Source organism: Ferribacterium limneticum, assembly GCF_020510565.1.
Taxonomy (GTDB): Bacteria; Pseudomonadota; Gammaproteobacteria; order Burkholderiales; family Rhodocyclaceae; genus Azonexus; species Azonexus limneticus_B.
Genome location: NZ_CP075189.1, coordinates 3,316,929 through 3,339,715 on the forward strand (window position 1 = coordinate 3,316,929; position 22,787 = coordinate 3,339,715).

Below are 22,787 nucleotides of genomic sequence, written 5' to 3' on the forward strand. Positions count from 1 at the left end.
TGTAAGGGTTTTCAGAAGTCTCCGACTAATTGTTCAAGTAGCTCATTGGCGCTGCTTGATGACAAATTCAACTTCAACGGAGATTCAAAATGAAAACGACCAAAATCCTTTCCCTCGCCATCGGTTCCGCTTTCGCTGCCGCCACCCTCTCCCCGCTGGCCCACGCAGCCGGTGACAACCCGTTCAGCGCCAGCAAGCTGGAAGCCGGCTATCAGTTGGCACAGGCCGACACCAAGATGAAGGATGGCAAGTGCGGTGAGGCCAAGTGTGGCGCCGACAAGAAGGCAGGCGAAAAAATGAAGGACGGAAAATGTGGCGAAGCCAAGTGCGGTGCCGACAAGAAGGGCGCTGACAAAAAGAAGGACGGCAAGTGCGGCGAAGCCAAGTGCGGCGCCGACAAAAAGAAATAACCGGCCCATCTGAACGCATTCCGGCTGCCAGACTTCCGGAATGCGACAACAAGAACCCCAGCCCCCCCCCAACATCGCGCCCGGCCCGGGTTGCGCACCAGACGGCATAAAAAATGAAAAACACGCTCACTCGCTATCTTGGTTTTACCTTCTCCCATCTTGACCTGCTGGGACTGTGGCTCGGCTTGCTCAGTCTGCGCCTGCTGCTGGGCTGGGACTTCTACGAGTCGGGCCTGGAAAAATTCCATGGCACCAACTGGTTCACTGATATCCAGGACCGTTTCCCTTTCCCCTTCAATCTCGTCCCGCCGGAAATCAGCTGGCAGATGGCGACCTGGTTTGAACTGCTCGGTGGCATTGCGCTGGTCATCGGGCTCGGCACCCGCTTCTTTTCGGTTTCGCTGCTCATCCTGACCATCGTTGCCATCGCCAGCGTGCATTGGCCGGAAGCGTGGTCGAGCTACAGCGAATTGCTGCAAGGCTATGGCTTTACCGACAACGGCTTTGGCAATTTCAAGCTGCCGGTGCTGTTCATCGGCATGCTGCTTCCCTTGATGCTGATGGGCCCGGGCAAGCTGTCGATCGATCATCTGATCCGCCGCAAGTTTCATTGAAGCAGGCTTCCCGGTCATGACCACCGCGTCCTTTCGACAACTGCTGCAGGCCAACCTGCTGGCTATCATCAGCGTGCTGATTGCCGTCGCCAGCCTGTCGTACAACACCTGGCGCAACGATGTATCGGAACTGAACCGGAATCAGCGGGCAGCGGGTTTTGCCGTGCTGCAGGAACTCGCCAAGCTGCAACTGCTGGTGGACCACCTGACCTACGACGATAAACGACAGCGCGGCGACACCATAGAAGGGTGGACCCGCATCGTATTCATCGGCGACCTCGCCAGCCTGACCTCGCCCAAGGTGGATGCCGGGGCAAAGAGCTTGCGTCAGCAATGGGAAAGCGAGGTCGGCCGACTGGAATCGAGCGAAGCGGCTAACGCAGCAATAAGCCGTTCGGTCGAATCATTGCGCCTTGAGACCTTGCGCACCCTTTCCGATTTACGGTGAACAACGTGCAGTACCGGACGTATCATGAGCAAATGATTCCTACCCATGAGGCAATACGATGCCCTTGAATCTGCGCCAACTCGCCAGTCTGTTCTTGGGAATTTCCGCTGTCGTCCTGTCGCTGCCGGCAGCAGCTTGGGAACTGTCCGGCAACAAGACAATCCGGCTGCAAACACGGGATGGACAAAGCATCGTGCTGGGGTCTGTCGAATTCACGCCGAAAGGCGAATCCACCACCTTCGCACTGCATCTCGACCACGCCAAACTGAAGGATTTCTTCCTCTCCATGAAGGAATTCAAATGCCTGGAAGGCGAGGAAATTCATTGCCACGTGCCCTACCCATACCCCAATCCGGGCACGGTGAGCCGCAATGACCTGCGCTGGCTGGAGCATTCACTGCTCTTTCTCTACAAGCAGCCCAAGGATTTCGGCGCCCGCCTGTGGAACGGCCTTTACTACGAGATGGTCCTGACGGAAAAAGGCATCGTCGGCACGCCGCAAGCCGTCGATCTCGTCCAGATCGGCGCCCCGCCGGCCGACACGTCGATTCCGCCTTACGGTCCGGGCGATCGCAGCGAAATTCCGCGTGACTCGCGCTGGATTCGTAGTCTGAGCATCGAGTAGGGCCACCTCAACCCTGAGCGGAAACGCTCAGTTATCGACTTTCTGCCAGCCCTTCGCCTGCATGCAGGCGTGCATCCGGCGCACGCTGGCGTTGGTGACCACGCCGTCGGCGGTGGTGTAGACCTGCTGCTTGCAGAAGATTTCGTCGCGTGAGTACTCACCGTCGAGCGCCCCGCGCTTTTCCCAGTGCCACGACGAACAGCCCGCCAGGCCAATGAAGGCAATCATCAGTAATTTCATGGCGCAAATTCTACGCCGATCATCGCAATGCCAGCCTCGCTACCGCCGGCAGTTTTTTATTCAAAAACAACTTTTAATTTGTGATTTATTCTATAGAATAAATACAAGTCCATCAGGAAACGCCATCATGCCGACTGCCCTGCAAGCCAATCCGCTCTCCGAACGCTCCCGCGTGTTGTCGACGGCCGTGGTTGAAGCCGCCAGACGCCTCGGGCTGGGTTCCACCGACCTCAACGCCATCATCGGCACCAGCCAGCCTTCGGCCTCGCGCCTGCTCAACGGCAAATATTTCATCCCGGAAGGCAGCAAGACCTGGGAGCTGTCGGCCCATTTTGTCCGTCTCTACCGCTCGATTTCCTCGCTGGTCGGCGGCAACGACGATCTGGCCCGGAGCTGGCTCAAATCCGGCAATCAGGCTTTCGACAACCGCCATCCGCTGGACGTCGTGAAACGCGTCGAAGGCCTGCTCCATGTCTGCGAATACCTGGACGCCCACCGCGCTCGCGTCTGAAGCCCGGCCCTGGTCGGGCAAGGGCTGGCGCGCCGTCGAGGCGCTGCACCGGGTGGCGACGATGACGCTGGTGCACGGCGACCTCGGCGACCAGTCGCTGCTCGAAGACATTCTGGAAGAAGCCAAGCCCGTCCTGCCGCGTGAAGCCAACGGCCTGCACTGGCTGCTCGCCACACCCTTCCGCTACTGGCCGAAACCGCCATCCGGCTCGCGTTTCCGGGCACGTACCGATGCCGGCGTTTTCTACGGCGCCGATGAGGAAAAAACCGCCTGCGCCGAATGCGGCTACTGGCGCCTGCGTTTCTGGCTCGACAGCGAAGGCCTGGCCGGGCGCGAAGCGTCGATCCCGATCACCCTCTTCGAATTCCACGGCGCCACGCCGCACATGCTCGACCTGACCCGGCCGCCACTGGTCGCCGACCATGCCATCTGGACCGACCCGGCCGATTACAGCGCCACCCAGAAGATCGCCGGTACAGCACGGCAAGCCGGCATCCAGTTAATCCGCTACCAGTCGGTGCGCCATCCTGAAGGCAACTGCCTGGCCATCCTGACGCCGCAGGTATTCAAGGGCGTCGACGAGGCCTTCCGCAATGTCCAGCACGGCTGGACGCTATGGCTCAAGCCGCCGGGCCTGACCGTCTGGCAACGCGAGCTGACGCCGGAAAGCCACGTTTTTCGTTTCGCCTGATCAACGATTGGAAGCTCGATCCGATAAAGAATCGTCCGATACAGAACCCGCAGCGCGTTATGCAATCCAAATAGGATTTACGGCGCTTTCTGGCAGTAATCAGGCGTCGCTCTCATCACTTGCGTGAAAGGACGATCATGAACAATCCCGTCGGCTGGTTTGAAATCTACATACAGGATATGGAACGCGCGAAGGCGTTCTATCAAGCAGTTTTCGACGTTCAGCTAACCCGGCTGGAAAGCCCGCCTGGCTTGGAGATGTGGGCGTTTCCCATGCAACCGGACAGCTACGGCGCGCCCGGCGCACTGGTCAAAATGGAGGGCTGCGGCTCAGGCGACAACAGCGTCCTGGTTTATTTCAGTTGTGCCGATTGTGCCGTGCAGGCGGCAAAAGCCGTCAAGGCTGGTGGCAAGATCCACAAGGAAAAAATGGCCATCGGGCAATACGGCTTTATCGCGCTGGTCGTCGACACGGAAGGGACGATGATCGGCCTGCATTCAATGCAGTAAGCGATCAGCAGGCTTTCAATTTTGGCGGTTTTTTACGGTTGACCGTGGGAACCGTATTTTTCGGCTGGCTTACTCACCGACCACATCAGCACCTGCCGGCGGGGTGAACTTGAAGGTGCTGGCCGGCAAAGCGGGGTTGCGTTCGATCTTGTTGAAGCGAATGTGCGTCGTCTGGCCGAAGCTGTCCTGCAACTCCATGGCTTTCAGGTCGTTGCCGGCAAAACCGAGACGAACCGCCTCGAAGCCGCTGTCGCCCGCCTTCGGGATGGCTTCGACCCAGGCCAGGCCTTCGGCCTCGCCGGCTTCCTTGAGCGTGAAATTCTTTTCCAGTTCGTTGCTGCCGGAGAGCAACGCCGCCGGCGAGCCGCCGATGGCCTGGCCGGCCTTGCGGACGGTGACCTGCTGCAGATCGGGATCGTGAATCCAGACTTTTTCGCCATCACCGACGACCAGTTGCGGGTACGGTTTGAGGATTTCCCAGCGCAGCTTGCCGGGCCGCGAGATGGCGACGGTCCCCGACGACTGCTGCGGCTTGCGGCCATTCTTGCCGATGACCATCTGCGAAAAGTCGGCTTTCAGCGTGCGCGTGCTTTTCAGGAAATCATGCAACTGATCGATGGCGCCAGCGTGGGCCAGCAGCGGGAACAGGGCCAACGCTACGGTCAACCGGAATTTTTGGGCAAGTTTCATATTTGAAGCTTAGCGGTTTGGCGCGTGGCGCGCTGTTTCAGGGTGTAACAAATTGCTCGGGAAAATTACTCCGCCGGCTTTTTCATAAGCACTTCGCGCCCGCCACGGCCATCCATGGTCGATACCAGCCCGGCCTTTTCCATCGCTTCAATGAGCCGCGCCGAGCGGTTGTAGCCGATGCGCAAATGGCGCTGGACCAGCGAAATCGAGGCCCGCTGGTTCTTGAGCACGATATCGACAGCCTGATCGTAGAGTGGATCGCTCTCGGCATCGCCGCTCTCGCCACCTTCGCCACCGCCCTCTTCGTCATCACCGCCGGAACCGGTCAGGATGTCTTCGATGTACTCCGGCGCCCCGGTCGCCTTCAAATGTTCGACGACGCGATGCACTTCGTCATCGGAGACGAAAGCGCCATGAACGCGGGTCGGATAACCGGTACCCGGTGCCAGATAAAGCATGTCGCCCTGGCCGAGCAGTGCTTCGGCGCCCATCTGGTCGAGGATGGTCCGCGAATCGATCTTGCTCGACACCTGGAAGGACAAGCGGGTCGGGATGTTGGCCTTGATCAGGCCGGTGATCACGTCCACGCTCGGGCGCTGCGTCGCCAGCACGAGGTGGATGCCGGAAGCCCGCGCCTTCTGGGCCAAGCGGGCGATCTGCTCCTCGACCTTCTTGCCGACGACCATCATGAGGTCGGCCAGTTCGTCGATGATGACAACGATGAAGGGCATGGTCTTCAGAGGCTCCGGCGTTTCCGGCGTCAGGGTCAGCGGATTCGGGATGTGCTCGCCGCGCTTCTCGGCGTCGCGGATCTTGGTGTTGAGGCCGGCAATGTTGCGCACGCCCATCGCCGACATGAGTTTGTAGCGCTTTTCCATCTCGGTCACGCACCAGTGCAGCGCGTTGGCCGCCTGCTTCATGTCGGTGACGACGGGCGCCAGCAGATGCGGAATGCCTTCGTAGATGGACAATTCGAGCATCTTGGGGTCGACCATGATGAGGCGGACCTGGTCCGGCTCGGCCTTGTAGAGCATCGACAGAATCATCCCATTGACGCCCACCGATTTGCCGGAACCGGTCGTCCCGGCAACCAGCAAGTGTGGCGTCTTGGCCAGGTCGGCAACCACTGGCAGGCCGCCGATGTCCTTGCCGAGGCAGACGGTCAGCGGGCTGCTCATGTCGTTGTACGGCTTGCTCGAGATGATCTCGGACAGCTTGACCATCTGCCGCTTCGGATTGGGCAGTTCGAGGGCCATGCACGACTTGCCGGGCACCGTCTCGACGACGCGGATCGACACCATGGCCAGGGCACGGGCCAGATCGCGGGCCAGGTTGACGATCTGGGCGCCCTTGACGCCGACCGCCGGCTCGATTTCGTAACGGGTAATCACCGGACCGGGCATGGCGGCCAGCACTTTGACCTGAACGCCGAAGTCGGCCAGCTTGCGCTCAATCAGGCGCGAGGTGTATTCCAGCGTTTCGGCGCTGACCGTTTCGGTCGCCGGCGGCGCCGGGTCGAGCAGATGCAGCGGCGGCAGTTGCCCGCCAAAGATCGCCTCGGGAAAGAGCGCCGCCTGCTTCTCACGCTCAACGCGCGCTTCAGCCTTTTTCGACACCGGCACATCTGGCGGCGGTGTTTCGATAATGATCGGATCGTGCAGTTCGACGCGCTGTTTTTCTTCCTTGACGACGACTTCGCGCTTCTGCGCGACTTCCTTGCCAATCTGCCGGTCACGCCAGGCATCGACGCGGCCGTAAAAAAAGCCGAGGAAAGTTTCGAGAAAGACGCCAAGTTGCTCGAAAGCCCAGACCCAGGACATGCCCGAGAAGATGCTCCAGCCAGCGGCCATCGCGGCGAGCAGGAACAGCGTCGAGCCGGTGTAACCCAACTGGGTGGATAGCAGGCGGCCAAGCTCGATGCCGAGCATGCCGCCCGGCGCCAGCGGCAACGCCGCCTTCAGCGAATAAAAACGCAGGGCTTCAAGCGATGAACTGGCCACCAGCAGAAACGAAAACCCCCCCAGCGCAATGAACAGCGGGTGCTGCTTGTGGTCTTCAGGCGAATGGTATTTGCGGAAGCCCCACCACACGAACATGCCGAGCAGCACGATCCACCACCAGGCGGACAGCCCGAAAATATAGAGCATGAGGTCGGCGATCCAGGCACCGGCCCGACCGGCCGGATTGTGCAGGGTGGCCGAGCCGACGGCATGCGACCAGCCCGGGTCTTCCTTGCTGAATCCCCACAGCGCCATGGTCAGAAACAACGCAACCGCGCCAACGCCCAACCAGCGCGACTCCTGCAGCAACGAGCCGATTTTTTCCGGCAGCGGGCTAGGTGCCGCTGCCCGATTCACCATCCGAGCACCCACCGTCAGGCGACTCCGGGAATGACCAGAATGTCATTCTCGTAACGGATGTAACCGCTCAATTCCAGATCGCGCATGACCTTGCTGACCATCTCGCGCGAGGCACCAATCATTTTCGCCATATCCTGCTTCGACATCTTTTTCTTCACAATACGATTGCCGTCCACGATCTCCGACATATCGAGCAGGAGACGGGCTACACGGCCATAAACGTCGAGCAGGGCCAGGCTTTCGATCTTGCGATCAGCCTCGCGCAAACGCAGGACAAGAATCTTCATGAGCTTCTGCGCGACCTGGAAATTGTCCTGCATGCAGCGCTGCAGCGAATCCTTGTCGAGGAACAGCAGTTCGCAGGCTTCGGCCGCGACCACATTGGCCGAACGCGGACTGCCGTCGATCAGACCCATTTCGCCGAAAAACTCGCCGGGGCCAAGCCAGGCGAGAATGATCTCGCGACCTTCTTCGTCGGTATTGGTGACTTTCGCCCGCCCGCTGATCAGGACATACAGGGAATCCGTACTGTCGCCGGCCCGCACGACCGAAGCGCCACGTTCAGCCCGCTTGCGCCCGGCAACCCTGGAGAGTTTTTCCAGTTCATGCTCTTCCAGCCCGGAAAACAGGGGGACATTGCGCAAGACCACCAAGCTCAAACCACATGGAGTTGCTGACATAAATCAGTTTCCGTTCATAGAGTTACGAAATGATTATAAACCGCTTTCCCAAATTACATAGGAACTTCGAAAAATTTGCAGGCTCAGAGAACGCTATAATTTTCCCATTAATCACCCAAGAGGATGACCATGTCCCAGAACGCCCGCCACAATCCCCTCATCATTCTCGGCTCCGGACCCGCCGGCTACACCGCCGCCGTCTATGCCGCCCGCGCCAACCTCAAGCCAGTGCTGATCACCGGCATGGCCCAGGGTGGCCAGCTCATGACGACGACCGAAGTCGATAACTGGCCGGCCGATGCCGACGGCGTCCAGGGACCCGACCTGATGGCCCGTTTCGAAGCCCACGCCCGCCGCTTCGAAACCGATATCGTCTTCGACCACATCCATACCGCCAAACTGACCGAAAAGCCCTTCACGCTGATCGGCGACTCCGGCACCTACACCTGCGATGCCCTGATCATCTCGACTGGCGCCTCGGCCCAATACTTGGGTCTGCCTTCTGAAGAAAAGTTCATGGGCAAGGGTGTTTCTGCCTGCGCTACCTGCGACGGTTTCTTTTACCGCAACAAGCCGGTCGCCGTTGTCGGCGGCGGCAACACGGCCGTCGAGGAAGCACTTTACCTCGCCAATATTGCCAGCCATGTGACACTGATCCATCGCCGCGAAAAATTCAAGGCTGAAAAGATCATGCAGGACAAGTTGTTCAAGAAGGAAGCCGAAGGCAAGATCACCATCCTCTACAACTCGACGCTCGATGAAATACTTGGCGACGACTCCGGTGTCACCGGCCTGCGCGTCAAGAACAAGATCACCGACGCGACTCAGGATGTAGCGGTGCACGGCGTCTTCATCGCCATCGGTCACAAGCCGAACACCGACATCTTTGCCGGCCAACTCGACATGGACAACGGCTATCTGGTCACCGAAGCCGGCCGCAACGGCAACGCGACGCAGACCAGCATCACCGGTGTCTTCGCGGCCGGCGACGTGCAGGACCAGATCTACAAGCAGGCCTGCACCTCGGCCGGCACCGGCTGCATGGCGGCGCTCGACGCCGAGCGTTACCTCGACGCGCTCGCCTGAATTTGATCGATCCGGAAGACATTGCTGCCTTCCAGGCGGAAGTGGCAGATATCAAGCCACTGCCGCCGGTCAATCGCGTTCAGTTGAACAAGCCGAAGCCGGCAGCTCCATCCCGGCCATCTGTCAGCGAAAAAAAGCCGGTTGAGCGCAAAAAGCCGCGCCAGGAAGCTTTGCCGGCGCACTGGAATACTCCCGCCGAAGCGAAGCCGCCAGCCACGCTCGATCCGGTCCAGGCCGAATTCCGGGCCGCGATGAGCGGTGTCCAGCCGCTCCCCCCGCCCAATCTCGTCGAGCACGGCAAACGGCCACCGCCGCCCCGCCCGCTCCAGCATCTTGCCGATGAACAGGCTGCCCTGCATGAAAGCCTGCACGGCTTCATCAGCCTGCAGGATCGCCTCGAGGGCGGTGACGAGCCGCATTATTTGCGCACCGGACTGGCCCAGAATGTCCTGCGCGATTTGCGGCGCGGACGCTGGGTAATCCAGGACGAAATCGACCTGCACGGTCTGAATCGCGACGAAGCCCGGCATCTGCTCGCCGGCTTTCTGGCCGAGTGCCTGCATCACGGCAAGCGTTGCGTCCGGGTCGTGCATGGCAAGGGTCTGGGTTCGCCGCAGAAAACCTCAATCCTGCGCCAACTCGTGCGCGGCTGGCTGGCCCAACGGCAGGAAGTGCTGGCCTATTGCCAGGCCAAGCCGCCCGATGGTGGCGAAGGTGCGCTGATCGTGCTACTGCGCAACCAGAAATGACCAAGGGCAGCCGTAGCTGCCCTTTTCATTTTTGGCCGATTTTTCCGGTTGACCGTGGAAGTCCGGTTCCCGGCCAAAACGAAACGATCAGATCGCTGCTTCGTTGGTTTCGCCGGTACGAATGCGCACCACTTGCTCGACCGTCGTGACGAAAATCTTGCCGTCGCCGATCTTGCCGGTACGCGCTGCCTTGATGATGGCCTCGATGGCGGCGTCAACGTGATCGGAATTGACGACAATCTCGATCTTGATCTTGGGCAAGAAATCGACCACGTATTCGGCGCCACGATACAGCTCGGTGTGCCCCTTCTGGCGACCGAAGCCCTTGACCTCGGTGACGGTCAGGCCGGCGATGCCGATTTCGGACAGCGCCTCGCGCACTTCGTCGAGCTTGAACGGTTTGATGACAGCTTCGATTTTTTTCATGGGCTGATTCCTCTATGCAGGTTCTTAAAATTCGTCGGAATATCGATTGGTAATAGGATACCGCCAATCCTTGCCAAAACCACGCGGCGTGATGCGGATGCCGATCGGCGCCTGGCGGCGCTTGTATTCGGCGATATGCAGCAGGCGAACGACCCGGCGCACGGCATCCTCGGGCAAACCGGCCGCGATGATTTCGCGCGGGCTGCGGTCCTCTTCCATGTAGGCGCGGACGATGGCATCGAGCACCTCGTACGGTGGCAATGAATCTTGGTCAGTTTGATCGGGTTTCAGTTCCGCCGAAGGGGGCCGGACAATGATGTTTTCCGGAATCACCGGGTCGCCCTGGCATAGCGTATTGCGGTAGCGCGACAGGCGATAGACCAGCGTTTTGTAGACGTCCTTGATCACCGCAAAACCGCCGGCCATGTCGCCGTAGAGCGTGCAGTAGCCAACCGCCATTTCCGACTTGTTACCGGTGGTCAGCACCAGCGAGCCGGTCTTGTTGGAGAGGGCCATCAGGATATTGCCGCGGATGCGCGCCTGGATGTTTTCTTCAGTCGTATCGGCCGGCAGGCCAACGAACAACGGATCGAGCATTCTGCCGTACACGTCCATCGCTGGCGCGATGGCTATCTCGTCGTAGCGCACGCCAAGAACACGGATCATCTCGCGCGAATCATCGAGGCTCATCTGCGCCGTGTAGGGCGACGGCATCATGACCGCCCGCACCTTGTCGGCACCCAGCGCATCGACCGCGACACAGAGCGTCAGCGCCGAGTCGATGCCGCCGGACAGGCCGATGATGGCGCCCTTGAACCCGGTCTTGCCGATATAGTCACGGACCCCGAGCACGAGTGCCTGGTAGGCCTCGGCCTCGACCGACAGTTCCTCGGCCAGCTGCTCGGAATGCAGGCATCCGGCATCGAAATCGACGATGCCCAGCGCCTCCTCGAACGAAGGCAGGCGCATGCAACAATTTTTCCAGGCATCGAGCGCAAACGAGGCACCATCGAAAACCAGTTCGTCCTGACCACCGACCAGATTGCAGTAAATGGCCGGAATGCCCGTGGCGTCGATGCGCTCACCGAGCACCTGGGCGCGTTGCTGGTGTTTTTCGAGATGGCAGGGCGAGGCATTGAGAACGAGCAGCAGTTCGGCCCCCGCCCGGTAGGCCGCCTCGGCGGCGCCCTCTTCCCAGATGTCGGCGCAGATGTTGATGCCGCAACGGACACCGCCCAGCGTCACGACGCAGGCTTCGCTGCCCGCCTCAAAATAGCGTTTTTCGTCGAAAACTTCGTAATTCGGGAGACGAATCTTGCGGTAACCCGCGATTTTCCGGCCATTTTCGATGACCGTTGCCGCGTTGTAACAGCGTCCTTCGTCTTCTTCCGGATGGCCGACAATGATGGCAATGCCATCGATTCGCCTGGCCAGATCATCAAGCGCCCGAATGCAGGCCCGGTAGAAATCCGGGCGCAGCAACAGGTCTTCCGGCGGGTAGCCGCATAGCGCCAGTTCAGGCGTCAGGAGCACCTGGGCGCCGCGGGCTTTCGCCTCGACGGCGCACTGGATGATGCGTTCGACGTTGCCCGTCAGGTCACCGACAGTGGCATTGAACTGGGCAACGGCGACACGCAACATGACGCTTAGTAAGCCGGCTTGTCTTTCGCGTCGTTGTAACGCTGGATGCCGGTCAGAATTTCGTTGCGGGCAGCTTCAATGCCTTCCCAGCCATTGACCTTGACCCACTTGCCCGGCTCGAGATCCTTGTAGTGCTCGAAGAAGTGGGCGATCTGCTTGCGCAGCAGTTCCGGCATGTCTTCGTAGGTCTTGACGTCCTTGTAGAGCGGGGTCAGCTTGTCGACCGGCACGGCCAGCAGCTTGGCATCTTCACCACCTTCGTCGGTCATCGACAGCTGACCGAGCGGACGGCAACGGACAACAACACCCGGCGGCAGGGAGAACGGGCTGACCACCAGCACGTCGACCGGATCACCATCACCGGCGATGGTGTGCGGGATATAGCCGTAGTTGCAGGGATAGTGCATCGAGGTGGACATGAAACGATCGACGAAGATCGCGCCGCTTTCCTTGTCGACTTCATATTTGACGGGTTCGGAATGGGCCGTGATTTCGATGATGACGTTGAAATCGTCGGGCAGGGACTTGCCGGAAGGAACGTTGTTTAGAGCCATCGTTATCTCTCTGCGGTTGGGTTTGAGAACTTGTAATTATACCGTTGAGGCAGCGCTTATTTACTGCCAGGCGGCGAGAAACTCTTGCCAGTGCGGGGCGCCTATCCGGGCGAGCTGGGCTTTGACGAAATCGCATTCGGCCAGCTCTTCGGTGGCAGTGAGCTCGCCGCGCATGCGCCTGAAGCGGTTATAGACCAGGTAGGTATTGATCACATCAGTCTCGCAGTAATCGCGAATCTCGGCGCTCTTGCCAGCCTGCCAGGCTTCCCAGACCTTGCCGCCATCCATGCCGAGCTTGCCGGGAAAACCGTAAAGCTTGGCCAAATCGTCGAGCGGCGCGTTGGCACGAGCGTTGTAGAGCGCCAGCAGATCCATCAGGTCGAGATGGCGCATGTGGTAGCGACTGATGTAGTTGTTCCACTTGAAATCGCGCGAATCGGCGTAGTCGCCATCGCCGAGATCCCAGTAGCGCGGCGCCGCGACACCGTGCAGCATGCCACGGTAGTGCAGGACCGGCAGGTCGAAGCCGCTGCCATTCCATGAAACAATCTGCGGCGTGAATTTCTCGATGCCGTCAAAGAAACGCTGGATGATGGCGCCTTCGTTGAGGTCAGGCTCGGACAAGGACCAGACTTTCAGGCCCTCGCTGGTACGAAGGACACAGGAAATGGTGACGATGCGCTGCAGATGCAATTGCAGGAAGTCATTGCCCGTCTTGGCGCGCCGCTGCTGAAAGGCGAGCTCGGCGACTTCATCGTCGGAAAGCCCGGCCGGCAGATCGTTCAGGCGGCGCAGGCCGGCGACGTCGGGGATGGTCTCGATGTCAAAGACGAGAACAGGCTTCATGCCGGGAAAACACCCGTCGACAGGTAGCGATCGCCACGGTCGCAGACGATGGTGACGATCACGGCATTTTCCAGTTCCTGCGACAGGCGCAAGGCCACCGCCAAGGCGCCACCGGAGGAAATACCGGCGAAGATACCCTCTTCCATCGCCAATCGGCGCGTCATGACCTCGGCATCGGCTTGACTGACGCTTTCCACACGGTCAACCCGATTTTTATCGAAAATTTTAGGTAGATAAGCTTCCGGCCATTTACGGATGCCGGGTATCTGACTGCCGTCTTCCGGCTGGCAACCGACGATCTGGATGGCTGGATTCTGCGTCTTGAGGAAAGCTGACGTGCCCATAATCGTGCCCGTCGTCCCCATGCTGGAAACGAAGTGCGTGATCTTGCCTTCCGTATCGCGCCAGATTTCGGGGCCGGTGCCTTCGATATGCGCCAGCGGATTATCCGGGTTGCCAAACTGGTCGAGGATGATCCCCTTGCCTTCGTCGCGCATTTTTTCGGCGACGTCGCGGCACAGCTCCATGCCACCATCCTTGGGCGTCAGCACGAGCTCGGCGCCATAGGCGCGCATGCTCTGGCGGCGTTCGATGCTCTGGTTTTCGGGCATGACCAGAATCATCTTGTAGCCCTTGATCGCCGCCGCCATGGCCAGCGCAATGCCGGTGTTGCCGGAAGTCGCCTCGATCAGCGTGTCGCCCGGCTTGATGTCGCCGCGCGCTTCGGCGTGGACAATCATCGACAGGGCCGGGCGGTCCTTGACTGAGCCAGCCGGGTTGTTGCCTTCAAGCTTGGCGAGAATGACGTTGTTGCGTTTGTCGTTATCGGCACCCGGGATGCGCACTAGGCGCACCAGCGGCGTGTTTCCAACAAAATCCTGCAGGGTTTTATACATTTTTATGGAGCCACTCGATGTATTGGGAGACGCCCTCCTCAACCGTGGCCATCGGTGCAGCGTAACCGGCGTCGCGCAGGCGCGTCAGGTCGGCCTGGGTGAATGCCTGATACTTGCCCTTCAGTGCCTCGGGGAAGGCGACGTATTCGAGCAAACCCTGTGCCCGCAATTCGTCAAGCGATAGCGGCGCTTCGCTTTTTGCCTTCCGGCAGCCGTTGACCGCAGCAACCGCGACGTCGTTGAAACTCTGCGCCCGGCCGGAACCGAGGTTGAAGATACCGGACTTTTCCGGGTGATCCAGGAAGTACAGATTGACCTTGGCGACATCGCCGACGAAAACGAAATCGCGCTGCTGACCGCCGTCCGGGTAGCCGTGCGAACCCTCGAACAGCTTGACCTTGCCATCGGCCTTGAACTGGTTGTAGTTGTGGAAGGCGACCGAAGCCATGCGCCCCTTATGCGTCTCACGCGGGCCGTAGACGTTGAAATAACGGAAGCCGACGATCTGTGACGACGGATTCTGCGCCAGTTTCTGGCGAACAATCTGGTCGAACAGGAACTTTGAGTAGCCGTAAACGTTGAGCGGCCCCTCGTACTGGCGCTCTTCCTTGAAGACATTACTGGCGCCATAGGTCGCCGCGCTCGAGGCGTAGAGGAACTGGACGTCCTGATCGAGACACCAGTCGAGTAGAATGGAGGAGTAACGGAAGTTGTTCTCCATCATGTAGCGACCGTCGGTTTCCATGGTGTCCGAACAGGCGCCCTCATGGAAAATGGCATCAATCTCGCCATCGAAATGCCCAGCCTGAATACGTGCGATGAAATCATTCTTGTCGATGTAATCGGCAATTTCGCAATCGATCAGGTTCTTGAACTTGTCGGCCTTGGTCAGGTTGTCGACTGCGATGATCTTCGTCACACCGCGCTCGTTGAGCGCCTTGACGATATTGGAACCAATGAAGCCGGCAGCGCCGGTAACGACTATGTACATGATTATTCCTTACAGGGCTGCGGCAAGTTCTTCACGGCTGACAACGGCAGTACCAAGCTTGCCGACAACGATGCCGGCGGCGATATTGGCCACACGAATGGCTTCGGCCCAATCAGCTCCGGCGGCGATCATGACGGCCAGCGTGGCAATCACGGTATCCCCGGCTCCGGAAACATCGAATACTTCGCGCGCCAGGGCTGGCTGATGGTGAGTATCATCGGCGAACAGGGTCATCCCCTCTTCGCTGCGGGTGACCAGCAAGGCTTCGAGGCCGAGCTCGCCACGCAACTTGCGCGCCTTGGTAGCCAGTTCCTCATCCGACGACCAGCGCCCGACGACTTCTTTCAGCTCGGAGCGATTCGGCGTAATCACGGTAGCACCAGCATACTTGCCCCACTCATCACCCTTGGGATCGACGAGAACAGGTTTGTCGTGGGCGCGCGCGATGCGGATCATCTCAGCGATATGCGTCAGTCCACCCTTGCCGTAGTCGGAAAGGACAACCACATCGGACTGGACGACCCGGGTTTCAAAATCGGCCAGCTTGGCCTGCAGCACTTCGTGCGAAGGTGTCGTCTCGAAATCGATGCGCAGCAGTTGCTGCTGACGACCAATGACGCGCAACTTCACAGTGGTGTCGATTTCACGGTCAACGTGCAAATTCGCATCAATTTGACCTTCTTCGAGCAGGCGCCCGAGGGTGCGCCCCGCCTCGTCGTCACCAACCACCGACAGCAGGGCTGATACGGCCCCGAGCGAAGCGGCATTGCGGGCAACGTTGGCCGCCCCGCCGAGACGCTCTTCCATGCGCTGAACCTTGACCACCGGCACCGGCGCCTCGGGGGAAATCCGGCTGACCTCGCCGAACCAATAGCGGTCGAGCATCACGTCGCCAACAACCAGCAGGCGAACCTGCGAAATCTTTTCCAGCATGCTGCTGCTCATTGATCAGCGTCCGATTGCAAAATACTCGATGCCCGTAGCACGCACGAATTTCGGGTCATACAGGTTACGGCCGTCGAAAATCACCGGACTTCTGAGCGTTGCCTTGATGGACTCAAAATCCGGACTCCGGAATTCCTTCCATTCGGTAACGATCAGCAACGCATCGGCGTTTGTGAGAGCCCCCATCGGGTTTTCGGCGTATTGCAGACGGCTGTCATCACCGTAGATGCGTCGGGTTTCGTCGATGGCGACAGGATCGTAGGCCGTCACCGTTGCACCAGCGGCGAACAAGTCGGCAATCAGTTCACGGCTGGGCGCTTCGCGCATGTCGTCGGTATTCGGCTTGAAGGCCAGGCCCCACAGGGCGAAATGCTTGCCCTTGAGATCGCCGAAGCGCGCCTTGAGCTTCCGGGTCAGCACGTGCTTCTGCGCATCGTTGGCTTCCTCGACGGCAGTCAGCACTTTGAGGGTGATGTCGGCATCGTCCTTGGCTGTCGCGATAAGCGCCTTGACGTCCTTGGGGAAGCAGGAGCCACCGTAGCCACAACCGGGGTAAAGGAAGTGGTAGCCAATGCGCGGATCAGAGCCAATGCCCTGACGAACCATTTCAATGTCGGCACCCAGCACTTCAGCCAGATTGGCCAGTTCGTTCATGAAACTGATGCGCGTCGCCAGCATGGCGTTGGCGGCGTACTTGGTCAGTTCGGCGCTCTTCACATCGGTGATGATCAGGCGCTCGTGATTGCGCTGGAACGGTGCGTAAAGGGCACGCATCAGGTGGATGGCCTGCTCTTCTTCGGCGCCGACAACAATGCGATCAGGACGCATGAAGTCTTCGACAGCAGCCCCTTCCTTGAGAAACTCGGGATTGGAAACAACGCTGTAAGGGATATCGACGCCGCGCTTGGTCAGTTCGTCAGCGATGGCGGCCTTGACCTTGGCACCGGTACCGACCGGCACGGTGCTCTTGTCGACCACGACCTTGTAGTCGGTCATCAGGCGACCGATGCTACGGGCCGCACCGAGTACATACTGGAGGTCGGCCGAGCCGTCTTCGTCAGGCGGCGTACCAACCGCAATGAACTGGATGGTGCCGTGCTGCACGGCTTTTTCCACGTCAGTGGTGAAGTGCAGGCGGCCGGCGGCGACATTGCGGCGGACCATCTCCTGCAAACCAGGTTCGAAGATCGGGATGCCGCCTTCTTCGAGAATACAAATTTTCTCGGGATCAACGTCCAGACAAAGGACATCGTTACCTACTTCAGCCAGACAGGTGCCACTGACCAGACCGACATAGCCGGTGCCGACAACGGTGATTTTCATAAGGCTTCCTACAAGGATTGATCGAATTCTTCACTGCGACGCGGCGGATAGGTTTCCCAACCACCGCAGGCCGGACAACGCCAATAAAATTGGCGGGCCTTGAAACCACAATTATCGCATCGATAGCGCGACAGGCGTTTCGTGTAGCCCTGGATAATGGTCCTCGCCAACTCGACATCCGGACGAACTTCCGGCGCCACCAGCGGCAAACGCGCACTCATCAGTTTTTCCAAGCCAAGCAAGGTGGGATTGCGCTGCAGTTCGGCCCGCACCAGGCGATACGCCGCTTCGACACCTTCGCTTTCCAATACCAGTTGATAGACCACTTCGAGCAAATCGAGGGAGGGATAACGCTCGAGATAACCACTCAACAGGGCGATACCTTCGGCCGGCCGTTCGAGCTTGCGGTAGGCTTCAAGCAGTCGCTGGGCAACCAGCGCCAGGTAAGCGGGATCCTGTTGCTCAATACGCTGCCAGGCTTCGATAGCGCCATTGAGATCGATCTCCTGCATCAACAAATCCCCTTGCAGGAGACTGGCACGCACGCACTTCCGATTCTCTTGAGTGGCAACATCCAAATACTCACGCGCCGAATCCGGGCGAGAACGCATGATTTCGTTGGCCGCCAGCTCACAGTAGTACTCGGCGATATCGCGATGCGAGGCAACATCCGGCAATTCGCGTGCAATTTCAATGGCCTTCAGCCACTCTTTCTCGACCTGATAGATTTCCAGCAGATTGCGCTTGGCCTCTTCCTCAAAGTCGGTTCCCAGCAATTTGTTGAAAATTTCTTCAGCCCGATCAAGCAGGCCTGCCTTCAGGTAATCCTGTCCCAGCTCCGACAGCGCCTGCAACCGCACCTTGTCATCGAGGTCAGGCAAGTCGATGAGGTTCTGGTGCATGCGTATGGCACGCTCCGTCTCGCCACGCCGGCGAAACAGATTACCGAGTGCAAAATGCAGCTCAACGGTCTGCGAATCAACCTTTGCAACCTCGAGAAAGGAATCGATTGCCTTGTCCGGCTGCTCGTTGAGCAGAAAATTCAAACCCTGAAAATAGGACCGAGGCAAGGTGCGCGACTCATGCACGACCTGCTGCATATCGACGCGGGCAGCGATCCAGCCCAGAGCAAAAAAGGCCGGTATCAGCAGTAGCTGCCAGTATTCGAATAATTCGTTCATGCGCTTGGCGGCACTTCCGGAGTCAGGGAAGCTGGCGTTGGCAACGCCTCGCGCTTCAGGCACGAGATTTCACGACGCTGCCGGAATATAACCCCAAGCAGCGACAGCGCGCCAAGTATCACGCCACCGATAAAGAAAGCCAGCAAGGCGATCACCAACGGCGTCTGCCAGACTGTTCCTGGTAGAAGGCGAAGGCTTACCGGATCGGTGTTCTGGGTCGCGAATACAACCAGAAAGACAAAAATAATGGCCCGTATGGCCCAAGTCAGTGCTGTCATGACATTCAATAAAAAAGGGCAGTGAAATCATTCACTGCCCTGAATCTACCACATTGGGCCAAGCCCGAGGTCAGATCGCCTGATCGACCCTTTCGCGCAATTCTTTTCCAGCCTTGAAGTGGGGAACCCACTTGGCCGGGACGCCAACCTTTTCCCCAGACTTGGGGTTACGGCCAGTACGCGGTGGCCGATAGTTGAGCGCAAAGCTGCCGAATCCGCGGATCTCGATACGATCTCCTCGCACAAGTGCTTCGGACATCGCATCGAGAATCATCTTGACCGCAAAATCAGCATCTTTCGCCACCAACTGGGGAAACCGCTCCGCCAGCCGGGCGATGAGCTCAGATTTGGTCATGCTATTGCCTTATCAGCCTTGCTGGTTAAGCTTGGCCTTCAACAGGGCACCCAGGTTGGTCGTGCCGGAAGCAGCGGCGGAAGATTCTGCAGAAAGTTTCTGCATGGCTTCGTGCTGTTCGGCATTGTCCTTGGCCTTGATGGAAAGGTTGATACCACGGGTCTTGCGATCCACGTTGATGATCATGGCTTCAACGGTATCGCCCACCTTGAGGTGTTGCGACAGGTCGTCGATACGATCACGCGAGAATTCGGAAGCACGCAGGTAACCTTCGTTCTCGCCATCCAGGGTCAGCACGGCGCCGCGGGCGTCGACCGTCTTCACGGTGCAGTTCACGATGCTGTTCTTCTCGTGGGTGGCGATGAAGTTGGTGTACGGATCACCTTCCATCTGCTTGATACCGAGGGAGATACGCTCCTTCTCGACGTCGATGCCAAGAACCAGAGCCTCAACTTCGTCGCCCTTCTTGAAGTTGCGGATGGCTTCTTCGCCAGTCGCAGACCAGGACAGGTCGGACAGGTGAACCAGGCCATCGATGCCACCAGGCAGACCGATGAAGATGCCGAAGTCGGTGATCGACTTGATGGCGCCCTTAACCTTGTCGCCCTTCTTGTGGTTCATGGCGAAGTCGTCCCAAGGATTGGCTTGGCACTGCTTCATGCCCAAGGAGATACGACGACGCTCTTCGTCGATTTCGAGGATCATGACTTCGACTTCGTCGCCGAGCTGGACAACCTTGGACGGATGAACGTTCTTGTTGGTCCAGTCCATTTCGGAAACGTGAACCAGGCCTTCGATGCCCTGTTCGATTTCAACGAAAGAACCGTAGTCGGTCAGGTTGGTGACCTTGCCGAACAGGCGGGTGCCAGCCGGGTAACGACGGGCAATACCAACCCACGGATCGTCGCCCAGCTGCTTCATACCCAGAGAGACGCGGTTCTTCTCGGCATCGAACTTGAGGATCTTGGCGGTAACTTCGTCACCAACGTTGAGCACTTCGCTCGGGTGACGAACACGGCGCCAGGCCAGGTCGGTGATGTGCAGCAGGCCATCGATACCGCCGAGGTCGACGAATGCGCCGTAGTCGGTGATGTTCTTGACGATACCCTTGACGGTGGTGCCTTCCTTGAGGTTCTCAAGCAGCTTTTCGCGATCTTTGTCAGCGGTGGCTTCGAGCACGGCACGGCGGGACATCACGACGTTGTTGCGCTTGCGGTCAAGCTTGATGACCTTGAACTCCATGGTCTTGCCTTCGTACGGCGTGGTGTCCTTGACCGGACGCATGTCGACGAGGGAACCCGGCAGGAAGGCGCGGACACCGTTGGACATGACGGTCAGACCGCCCTTGACCTTGCCGGTGATGGTGCCGGTAACCAGGGAGTTGTTGTTCAGGGCTTCTTCCAGGAAGTTCCAGGCAGCGATGCGCTTGGCGCGATCGCGGGACAGGCGCGTGGCACCGTAGCCGTCTTCCAGCATTTCGATAGCCACTTGGACGAAATCGCCCACCTTGACTTCGAGTTCGCCCTGATCATTCAGGAATTCTTCGAGCGGAACATAGGATTCCGATTTCAGGCCGGCATTGACCACAACGAAATTGTGATCGATGAGCACCACTTCTGCAGTGATGACTTCGCCTTGACGCATTTCCTGGCGAGCCAGGGATTCTTCAAATAGTTGAGCAAAAGATTCCATTGACGGAGAGAGCTTTCATGCTGCCGCGGACTGTTAGATCCACAGCGGGTTAGGGTTAAAACAAGCTACTGGCCAGGGTGGCCGGCAACACCTTACTGCAACGCTTCCCTGCTCCAGACCAGCACCTGATTCACCGCCTGTTCGATGGTGAGATGCGTGGTGTCGAGCAGCTTTGCGTCGGCCTCTTGCCGAAGAGGAGCAACGCTGCGCTGTGAATCGCGCTCGTCACGTTGCTTCAAGTCCAACAGAAGGTCCGCGAGATTAGCAGAGAATCCTTTTTCGATCAACTGCTTATAACGACGTTCAGCGCGCGCTTCGGCACTCGCTGTCAGGAACACTTTGAGCGCCGCGCGAGGAAAAACCACCGAGCCCATATCACGCCCGTCGCCAATCAGGCCAGGCGCCTTGTTGAAGGCCCGTTGGCGAAAAAGAAGCGCCTCCCGTACAGCAGGCAGGGCCGCGACCTTCGAGGCACCGACCGAGATTTCTTCCGTACGAATGACGTCACCGACAAGTTCACCATTAAGGCGGATATCGCTGCCCGAAAACTCCACATCAAGCTCGGCAGCTATGGTGGCAACAGCTACCTCATCCGCCCAATCAACGGCAGCCCGCTTAGCGGCCAACGCGGTCAACCGGTAAAGAGCACCGGAATCGAGATAGGCGTAACCGAGTGCCGCTGCCACTTTAGCCGCTACTGTTCCCTTGCCTGAAGCAGAGGGGCCATCGATGGCAATGACTAGCGCCGCCTTGGTAACCGCCGCAAAACGTTCAAAATAATCCGGAAAAGTCTTGGCCACGCATTTCTGGTCATTGATACGCAAAGGCGTTCCGAAGGCGGCCAAAGAGAAACACATTGCCATGCGATGATCGTCATAGGTATCGATAGCCGCCGGCTTGAGGGTGGACGGCGTGACACGGATGAAATCGTCCCCCTCCTCAACCTCCGCTCCCAATTTGCGCAACTCGGTCGCCATAGCTGCGATCCGGTCTGTCTCCTTGACCCGCCAACTAGCTATGTTACGCAACGTCGTTGTGCCTTTGGCAAACAGCGCCGTCGTTGCCAGCGTCATCGCCGCATCGGGAATGTGGTTGCAATCGAGGTTGACCGCAACCAGGCCAGATTGCGGCGCCCGTGCTTCCATCCAGTTTGGCCCCATCTCCACCTGGGCACCCATTTTAGCTAGCGCCTCGGCAAACTTGACGTCGCCCTGAATCGAATCACTGCCGACGCCTTCAATCCTCACCGGCCCGCCACCTATGGCCCCCAGAGCGAGAAAATACGAGGCCGACGAAGCATCGCCCTCGACATAAATCGTTCCCGGCGAAACATATCGACTGCCCCCTGGCACCGTAAACCGCTGCCACCCTTCACGTTGAACCTGAACACCAAAACGCGCCATGGTTGCCAGCGTGATCTCGATATAGGGTTTGGAAATCAGCTCACCAACGACGTCGACCGTAGCAGTCTGCCCAATAAGGGGAAGGGCCATCAATAAACCTGTCAGAAATTGACTGGAGACGTCACCACGCACCTTCACCGAGTCACCAAGGACAAGGTTCGCCGGCTTGAGATGAAGTGGCGGATAACCATCATTCCCCAGATAGCTGATATCCGCGCCAAGTTGCCTCAAGCCATCAACCAAATCGCCAATCGGGCGCTCGTGCATCCGGGCGACGCCCTTCAGCACGTAATTGCCACCAGCCAGCGCCAACGCAGCTGTCAAAGGGCGAAACGCCGTCCCGGCATTTCCGAGGAAAAGCTCTGCCTGTTTTATCGGAACCTGGCCACCACAACCCTTGATCAGCCAGTTCTCGCCACCTAAATGGGTAGTGCCGACGCCAAGCACTTTCAGCGCATCGAGCATCCGCTCGGTGTCATCCGAAGCGAGCAGGTCGCGGACTTCGGTCTCGCCCTCAGCCAATGCGGCAAGCAACAGGACACGGTTAGAAATACTTTTCGAGCCAGGCAGACGCACCGTACCGGCGGCAAAAAGCAGTTGAGGAAGATCAAGGAACTCAGCAGCCAATGAAAACTCCGTTAGC

26 protein-coding genes are annotated in these 22,787 nt (G+C 58.9%); 9 read left to right on the top strand and 17 right to left on the bottom strand.

Features of this window, described 5'->3' with window-relative positions:
• Nucleotides 1-89: 89 nt before the first annotated feature.
• The 4 genes from KI610_RS15845 (at nucleotide 90) to KI610_RS15860 (ending at nucleotide 2,097) form a co-directional block, all read left to right on the top strand.
• A complete protein-coding gene (locus tag KI610_RS15845) occupies nucleotides 90-410 on the top strand; it encodes an HvfA family oxazolone/thioamide-modified RiPP metallophore (protein WP_226495921.1) in 321 nt (106 codons plus the stop codon).
• A 113-nt stretch (nucleotides 411-523) separates the two neighbouring features.
• Nucleotides 524-1,024, top strand: a complete 501-nt coding sequence (locus KI610_RS15850) for an HvfX family Cu-binding RiPP maturation protein (protein WP_226495922.1) — start codon at nucleotides 524-526, stop codon at nucleotides 1,022-1,024.
• Between the two features lie 16 nt (nucleotides 1,025-1,040).
• A complete protein-coding gene (locus KI610_RS15855) occupies nucleotides 1,041-1,472 on the top strand; it encodes a hypothetical protein (RefSeq protein WP_226495923.1) in 432 nt (143 codons plus the stop codon).
• Nucleotides 1,473-1,530: 58 nt separating this feature from the next.
• A complete protein-coding gene (locus tag KI610_RS15860; protein ID WP_226495924.1) occupies nucleotides 1,531-2,097 on the top strand; it encodes a hypothetical protein in 567 nt (188 codons plus the stop codon).
• A gap of 27 nt (nucleotides 2,098-2,124) precedes the next feature.
• On the opposite strand, the gene KI610_RS15865 is transcribed toward KI610_RS15860, so the two are convergent.
• Nucleotides 2,125-2,337: a hypothetical protein gene (locus KI610_RS15865; RefSeq protein ID WP_226495925.1), complete on the bottom strand. Its 213-nt coding sequence runs from the start codon at nucleotides 2,335-2,337 to the stop codon at nucleotides 2,125-2,127.
• A 127-nt stretch (nucleotides 2,338-2,464) separates the two neighbouring features.
• Here KI610_RS15865 and KI610_RS15870 point away from each other — a divergent pair, with 127 nt between their 5' ends.
• The 3 genes from KI610_RS15870 to KI610_RS15880 all read left to right on the top strand — a co-directional run bounded on the left by KI610_RS15870 (nucleotide 2,465) and on the right by KI610_RS15880 (nucleotide 4,048).
• On the top strand, nucleotides 2,465-2,848 hold the full coding sequence (locus KI610_RS15870) for an MbcA/ParS/Xre antitoxin family protein (protein WP_226495926.1): 384 nt from the start codon (nucleotides 2,465-2,467) through the stop codon (nucleotides 2,846-2,848).
• On the top strand, nucleotides 2,808-3,539 hold the full coding sequence (locus tag KI610_RS15875; RefSeq protein WP_226495927.1) for an RES family NAD+ phosphorylase: 732 nt from the start codon (nucleotides 2,808-2,810) through the stop codon (nucleotides 3,537-3,539). Before KI610_RS15870 ends, KI610_RS15875 begins: the two co-directional genes overlap by 41 nt.
• A gap of 137 nt (nucleotides 3,540-3,676) precedes the next feature.
• Nucleotides 3,677-4,048, top strand: a complete 372-nt coding sequence (locus KI610_RS15880; protein ID WP_226495928.1) for a VOC family protein — start codon at nucleotides 3,677-3,679, stop codon at nucleotides 4,046-4,048.
• Between the two features lie 69 nt (nucleotides 4,049-4,117).
• Here KI610_RS15880 and lolA read toward each other — a convergent pair whose 3' ends face one another.
• The 3 genes from lolA to KI610_RS15900 form a co-directional block, all read right to left on the bottom strand.
• Entirely contained in the window at nucleotides 4,118-4,738 is a 621-nt protein-coding gene (gene lolA, locus KI610_RS15885; protein WP_226495929.1) for an outer membrane lipoprotein chaperone LolA, read from the bottom strand.
• Between the two features lie 65 nt (nucleotides 4,739-4,803).
• The gene (locus KI610_RS15890; protein ID WP_319004223.1) at nucleotides 4,804-7,098 is read right to left on the bottom strand and encodes a DNA translocase FtsK; all 2,295 of its coding nucleotides are present in this window, start codon (nucleotides 7,096-7,098) and stop codon (nucleotides 4,804-4,806) included.
• A gap of 14 nt (nucleotides 7,099-7,112) precedes the next feature.
• Nucleotides 7,113-7,778: a Crp/Fnr family transcriptional regulator gene (locus tag KI610_RS15900; RefSeq protein WP_226495930.1), complete on the bottom strand. Its 666-nt coding sequence runs from the start codon at nucleotides 7,776-7,778 to the stop codon at nucleotides 7,113-7,115.
• Nucleotides 7,779-7,907: 129 nt separating this feature from the next.
• On the opposite strand from KI610_RS15900, the gene trxB reads away from it, so the two are divergent.
• Both trxB and KI610_RS15910 read left to right on the top strand, forming a co-directional pair.
• Entirely contained in the window at nucleotides 7,908-8,864 is a 957-nt protein-coding gene (gene trxB, locus KI610_RS15905; RefSeq protein ID WP_226495931.1) for a thioredoxin-disulfide reductase, read from the top strand.
• A 2-nt stretch (nucleotides 8,865-8,866) separates the two neighbouring features.
• Nucleotides 8,867-9,613 carry a Smr/MutS family protein gene (locus tag KI610_RS15910; RefSeq protein ID WP_226495932.1) on the top strand — a complete coding sequence of 249 codons (747 nt, stop codon included), beginning with the start codon at nucleotides 8,867-8,869 and terminating at the stop codon, nucleotides 9,611-9,613.
• A gap of 87 nt (nucleotides 9,614-9,700) precedes the next feature.
• On the opposite strand, the gene KI610_RS15915 is transcribed toward KI610_RS15910, so the two are convergent.
• The 13 genes from KI610_RS15915 to KI610_RS15975 all read right to left on the bottom strand — a co-directional run bounded on the left by KI610_RS15915 (nucleotide 9,701) and on the right by KI610_RS15975 (nucleotide 22,771).
• Nucleotides 9,701-10,039 (bottom strand): P-II family nitrogen regulator, encoded by a 339-nt coding sequence (locus KI610_RS15915; protein WP_226404492.1) that lies wholly within the window; start codon nucleotides 10,037-10,039, stop codon nucleotides 9,701-9,703.
• Between the two features lie 24 nt (nucleotides 10,040-10,063).
• Nucleotides 10,064-11,680, bottom strand: coding sequence for an NAD+ synthase (locus KI610_RS15920; protein WP_226495933.1), 1,617 nt, complete (start codon nucleotides 11,678-11,680; stop codon nucleotides 10,064-10,066).
• A gap of 5 nt (nucleotides 11,681-11,685) precedes the next feature.
• On the bottom strand, nucleotides 11,686-12,234 hold the full coding sequence (ppa, locus tag KI610_RS15925; RefSeq protein ID WP_226495934.1) for an inorganic diphosphatase: 549 nt from the start codon (nucleotides 12,232-12,234) through the stop codon (nucleotides 11,686-11,688).
• A gap of 60 nt (nucleotides 12,235-12,294) precedes the next feature.
• Nucleotides 12,295-13,080, bottom strand: a complete 786-nt coding sequence (locus tag KI610_RS15930; RefSeq protein WP_226495935.1) for a 3'-5' exonuclease — start codon at nucleotides 13,078-13,080, stop codon at nucleotides 12,295-12,297.
• Nucleotides 13,077-13,976 (bottom strand): cysteine synthase CysM, encoded by a 900-nt coding sequence (gene cysM, locus KI610_RS15935; RefSeq protein ID WP_226495936.1) that lies wholly within the window; start codon nucleotides 13,974-13,976, stop codon nucleotides 13,077-13,079. Before cysM ends, KI610_RS15930 begins: the two co-directional genes overlap by 4 nt.
• Nucleotides 13,969-14,967, bottom strand: coding sequence for an ADP-glyceromanno-heptose 6-epimerase (gene rfaD / locus KI610_RS15940; RefSeq protein WP_226495937.1), 999 nt, complete (start codon nucleotides 14,965-14,967; stop codon nucleotides 13,969-13,971). Before rfaD ends, cysM begins: the two co-directional genes overlap by 8 nt.
• Nucleotides 14,968-14,976: 9 nt before the next feature.
• A complete protein-coding gene (gene rfaE1, locus KI610_RS15945; RefSeq protein ID WP_226495938.1) occupies nucleotides 14,977-15,912 on the bottom strand; it encodes a D-glycero-beta-D-manno-heptose-7-phosphate kinase in 936 nt (311 codons plus the stop codon).
• Between the two features lie 3 nt (nucleotides 15,913-15,915).
• Complete coding sequence (locus KI610_RS15950) at nucleotides 15,916-17,235, bottom strand: UDP-glucose dehydrogenase family protein (protein WP_226495939.1); 1,320 nt, start codon at nucleotides 17,233-17,235, stop codon at nucleotides 15,916-15,918.
• An 8-nt stretch (nucleotides 17,236-17,243) separates the two neighbouring features.
• The gene (gene lapB, locus KI610_RS15955; protein ID WP_226495940.1) at nucleotides 17,244-18,416 is read right to left on the bottom strand and encodes a lipopolysaccharide assembly protein LapB; all 1,173 of its coding nucleotides are present in this window, start codon (nucleotides 18,414-18,416) and stop codon (nucleotides 17,244-17,246) included.
• Nucleotides 18,413-18,694 (bottom strand): LapA family protein, encoded by a 282-nt coding sequence (locus KI610_RS15960; protein WP_226495941.1) that lies wholly within the window; start codon nucleotides 18,692-18,694, stop codon nucleotides 18,413-18,415. Before KI610_RS15960 ends, lapB begins: the two co-directional genes overlap by 4 nt.
• 70 nt (nucleotides 18,695-18,764) lie before the next feature.
• Nucleotides 18,765-19,049, bottom strand: a complete 285-nt coding sequence (locus tag KI610_RS15965; protein WP_117609136.1) for an integration host factor subunit beta — start codon at nucleotides 19,047-19,049, stop codon at nucleotides 18,765-18,767.
• A 12-nt stretch (nucleotides 19,050-19,061) separates the two neighbouring features.
• Nucleotides 19,062-20,741, bottom strand: a complete 1,680-nt coding sequence (gene rpsA, locus KI610_RS15970; protein ID WP_226404481.1) for a 30S ribosomal protein S1 — start codon at nucleotides 20,739-20,741, stop codon at nucleotides 19,062-19,064.
• 92 nt (nucleotides 20,742-20,833) lie between these two features.
• Nucleotides 20,834-22,771: a bifunctional 3-phosphoshikimate 1-carboxyvinyltransferase/cytidylate kinase gene (locus KI610_RS15975; RefSeq protein ID WP_226495942.1), complete on the bottom strand. Its 1,938-nt coding sequence runs from the start codon at nucleotides 22,769-22,771 to the stop codon at nucleotides 20,834-20,836.
• Nucleotides 22,772-22,787: the final 16 nt, after the last annotated feature.

What these genes read in the sequence shown, in the direction of transcription:
- KI610_RS15845 (WP_226495921.1), top strand. Translation starts at nt 90, where the DNA reads ATGAAAACGACCAAAATCCTTTCCCTCGCCATCGGTTCCGCTTTCGCT.
- KI610_RS15850 (WP_226495922.1), top strand. Translation starts at nt 524, where the DNA reads ATGAAAAACACGCTCACTCGCTATCTTGGTTTTACCTTCTCCCATCTT.
- KI610_RS15855 (WP_226495923.1), top strand. Translation starts at nt 1,041, where the DNA reads ATGACCACCGCGTCCTTTCGACAACTGCTGCAGGCCAACCTGCTGGCT.
- KI610_RS15860 (WP_226495924.1), top strand. Translation starts at nt 1,531, where the DNA reads ATGCCCTTGAATCTGCGCCAACTCGCCAGTCTGTTCTTGGGAATTTCC.
- KI610_RS15865 (WP_226495925.1), bottom strand. Translation starts at nt 2,337, where the DNA reads ATGAAATTACTGATGATTGCCTTCATTGGCCTGGCGGGCTGTTCGTCG.
- KI610_RS15870 (WP_226495926.1), top strand. Translation starts at nt 2,465, where the DNA reads ATGCCGACTGCCCTGCAAGCCAATCCGCTCTCCGAACGCTCCCGCGTG.
- KI610_RS15875 (WP_226495927.1), top strand. Translation starts at nt 2,808, where the DNA reads ATGTCTGCGAATACCTGGACGCCCACCGCGCTCGCGTCTGAAGCCCGG.
- KI610_RS15880 (WP_226495928.1), top strand. Translation starts at nt 3,677, where the DNA reads ATGAACAATCCCGTCGGCTGGTTTGAAATCTACATACAGGATATGGAA.
- lolA (WP_226495929.1), bottom strand. Translation starts at nt 4,738, where the DNA reads ATGAAACTTGCCCAAAAATTCCGGTTGACCGTAGCGTTGGCCCTGTTC.
- KI610_RS15890 (WP_319004223.1), bottom strand. Translation starts at nt 7,098, where the DNA reads ATGGTGAATCGGGCAGCGGCACCTAGCCCGCTGCCGGAAAAAATCGGC.
- KI610_RS15900 (WP_226495930.1), bottom strand. Translation starts at nt 7,778, where the DNA reads ATGTCAGCAACTCCATGTGGTTTGAGCTTGGTGGTCTTGCGCAATGTC.
- trxB (WP_226495931.1), top strand. Translation starts at nt 7,908, where the DNA reads ATGTCCCAGAACGCCCGCCACAATCCCCTCATCATTCTCGGCTCCGGA.
- KI610_RS15915 (WP_226404492.1), bottom strand. Translation starts at nt 10,039, where the DNA reads ATGAAAAAAATCGAAGCTGTCATCAAACCGTTCAAGCTCGACGAAGTG.
- KI610_RS15920 (WP_226495933.1), bottom strand. Translation starts at nt 11,680, where the DNA reads ATGTTGCGTGTCGCCGTTGCCCAGTTCAATGCCACTGTCGGTGACCTG.
- ppa (WP_226495934.1), bottom strand. Translation starts at nt 12,234, where the DNA reads ATGGCTCTAAACAACGTTCCTTCCGGCAAGTCCCTGCCCGACGATTTC.
- KI610_RS15930 (WP_226495935.1), bottom strand. Translation starts at nt 13,080, where the DNA reads ATGAAGCCTGTTCTCGTCTTTGACATCGAGACCATCCCCGACGTCGCC.
- cysM (WP_226495936.1), bottom strand. Translation starts at nt 13,976, where the DNA reads ATGTATAAAACCCTGCAGGATTTTGTTGGAAACACGCCGCTGGTGCGC.
- rfaD (WP_226495937.1), bottom strand. Translation starts at nt 14,967, where the DNA reads ATGTACATAGTCGTTACCGGCGCTGCCGGCTTCATTGGTTCCAATATC.
- rfaE1 (WP_226495938.1), bottom strand. Translation starts at nt 15,912, where the DNA reads ATGAGCAGCAGCATGCTGGAAAAGATTTCGCAGGTTCGCCTGCTGGTT.
- KI610_RS15950 (WP_226495939.1), bottom strand. Translation starts at nt 17,235, where the DNA reads ATGAAAATCACCGTTGTCGGCACCGGCTATGTCGGTCTGGTCAGTGGC.
- lapB (WP_226495940.1), bottom strand. Translation starts at nt 18,416, where the DNA reads ATGAACGAATTATTCGAATACTGGCAGCTACTGCTGATACCGGCCTTT.
- KI610_RS15960 (WP_226495941.1), bottom strand. Translation starts at nt 18,694, where the DNA reads ATGACAGCACTGACTTGGGCCATACGGGCCATTATTTTTGTCTTTCTG.
- KI610_RS15965 (WP_117609136.1), bottom strand. Translation starts at nt 19,049, where the DNA reads ATGACCAAATCTGAGCTCATCGCCCGGCTGGCGGAGCGGTTTCCCCAG.
- rpsA (WP_226404481.1), bottom strand. Translation starts at nt 20,741, where the DNA reads ATGGAATCTTTTGCTCAACTATTTGAAGAATCCCTGGCTCGCCAGGAA.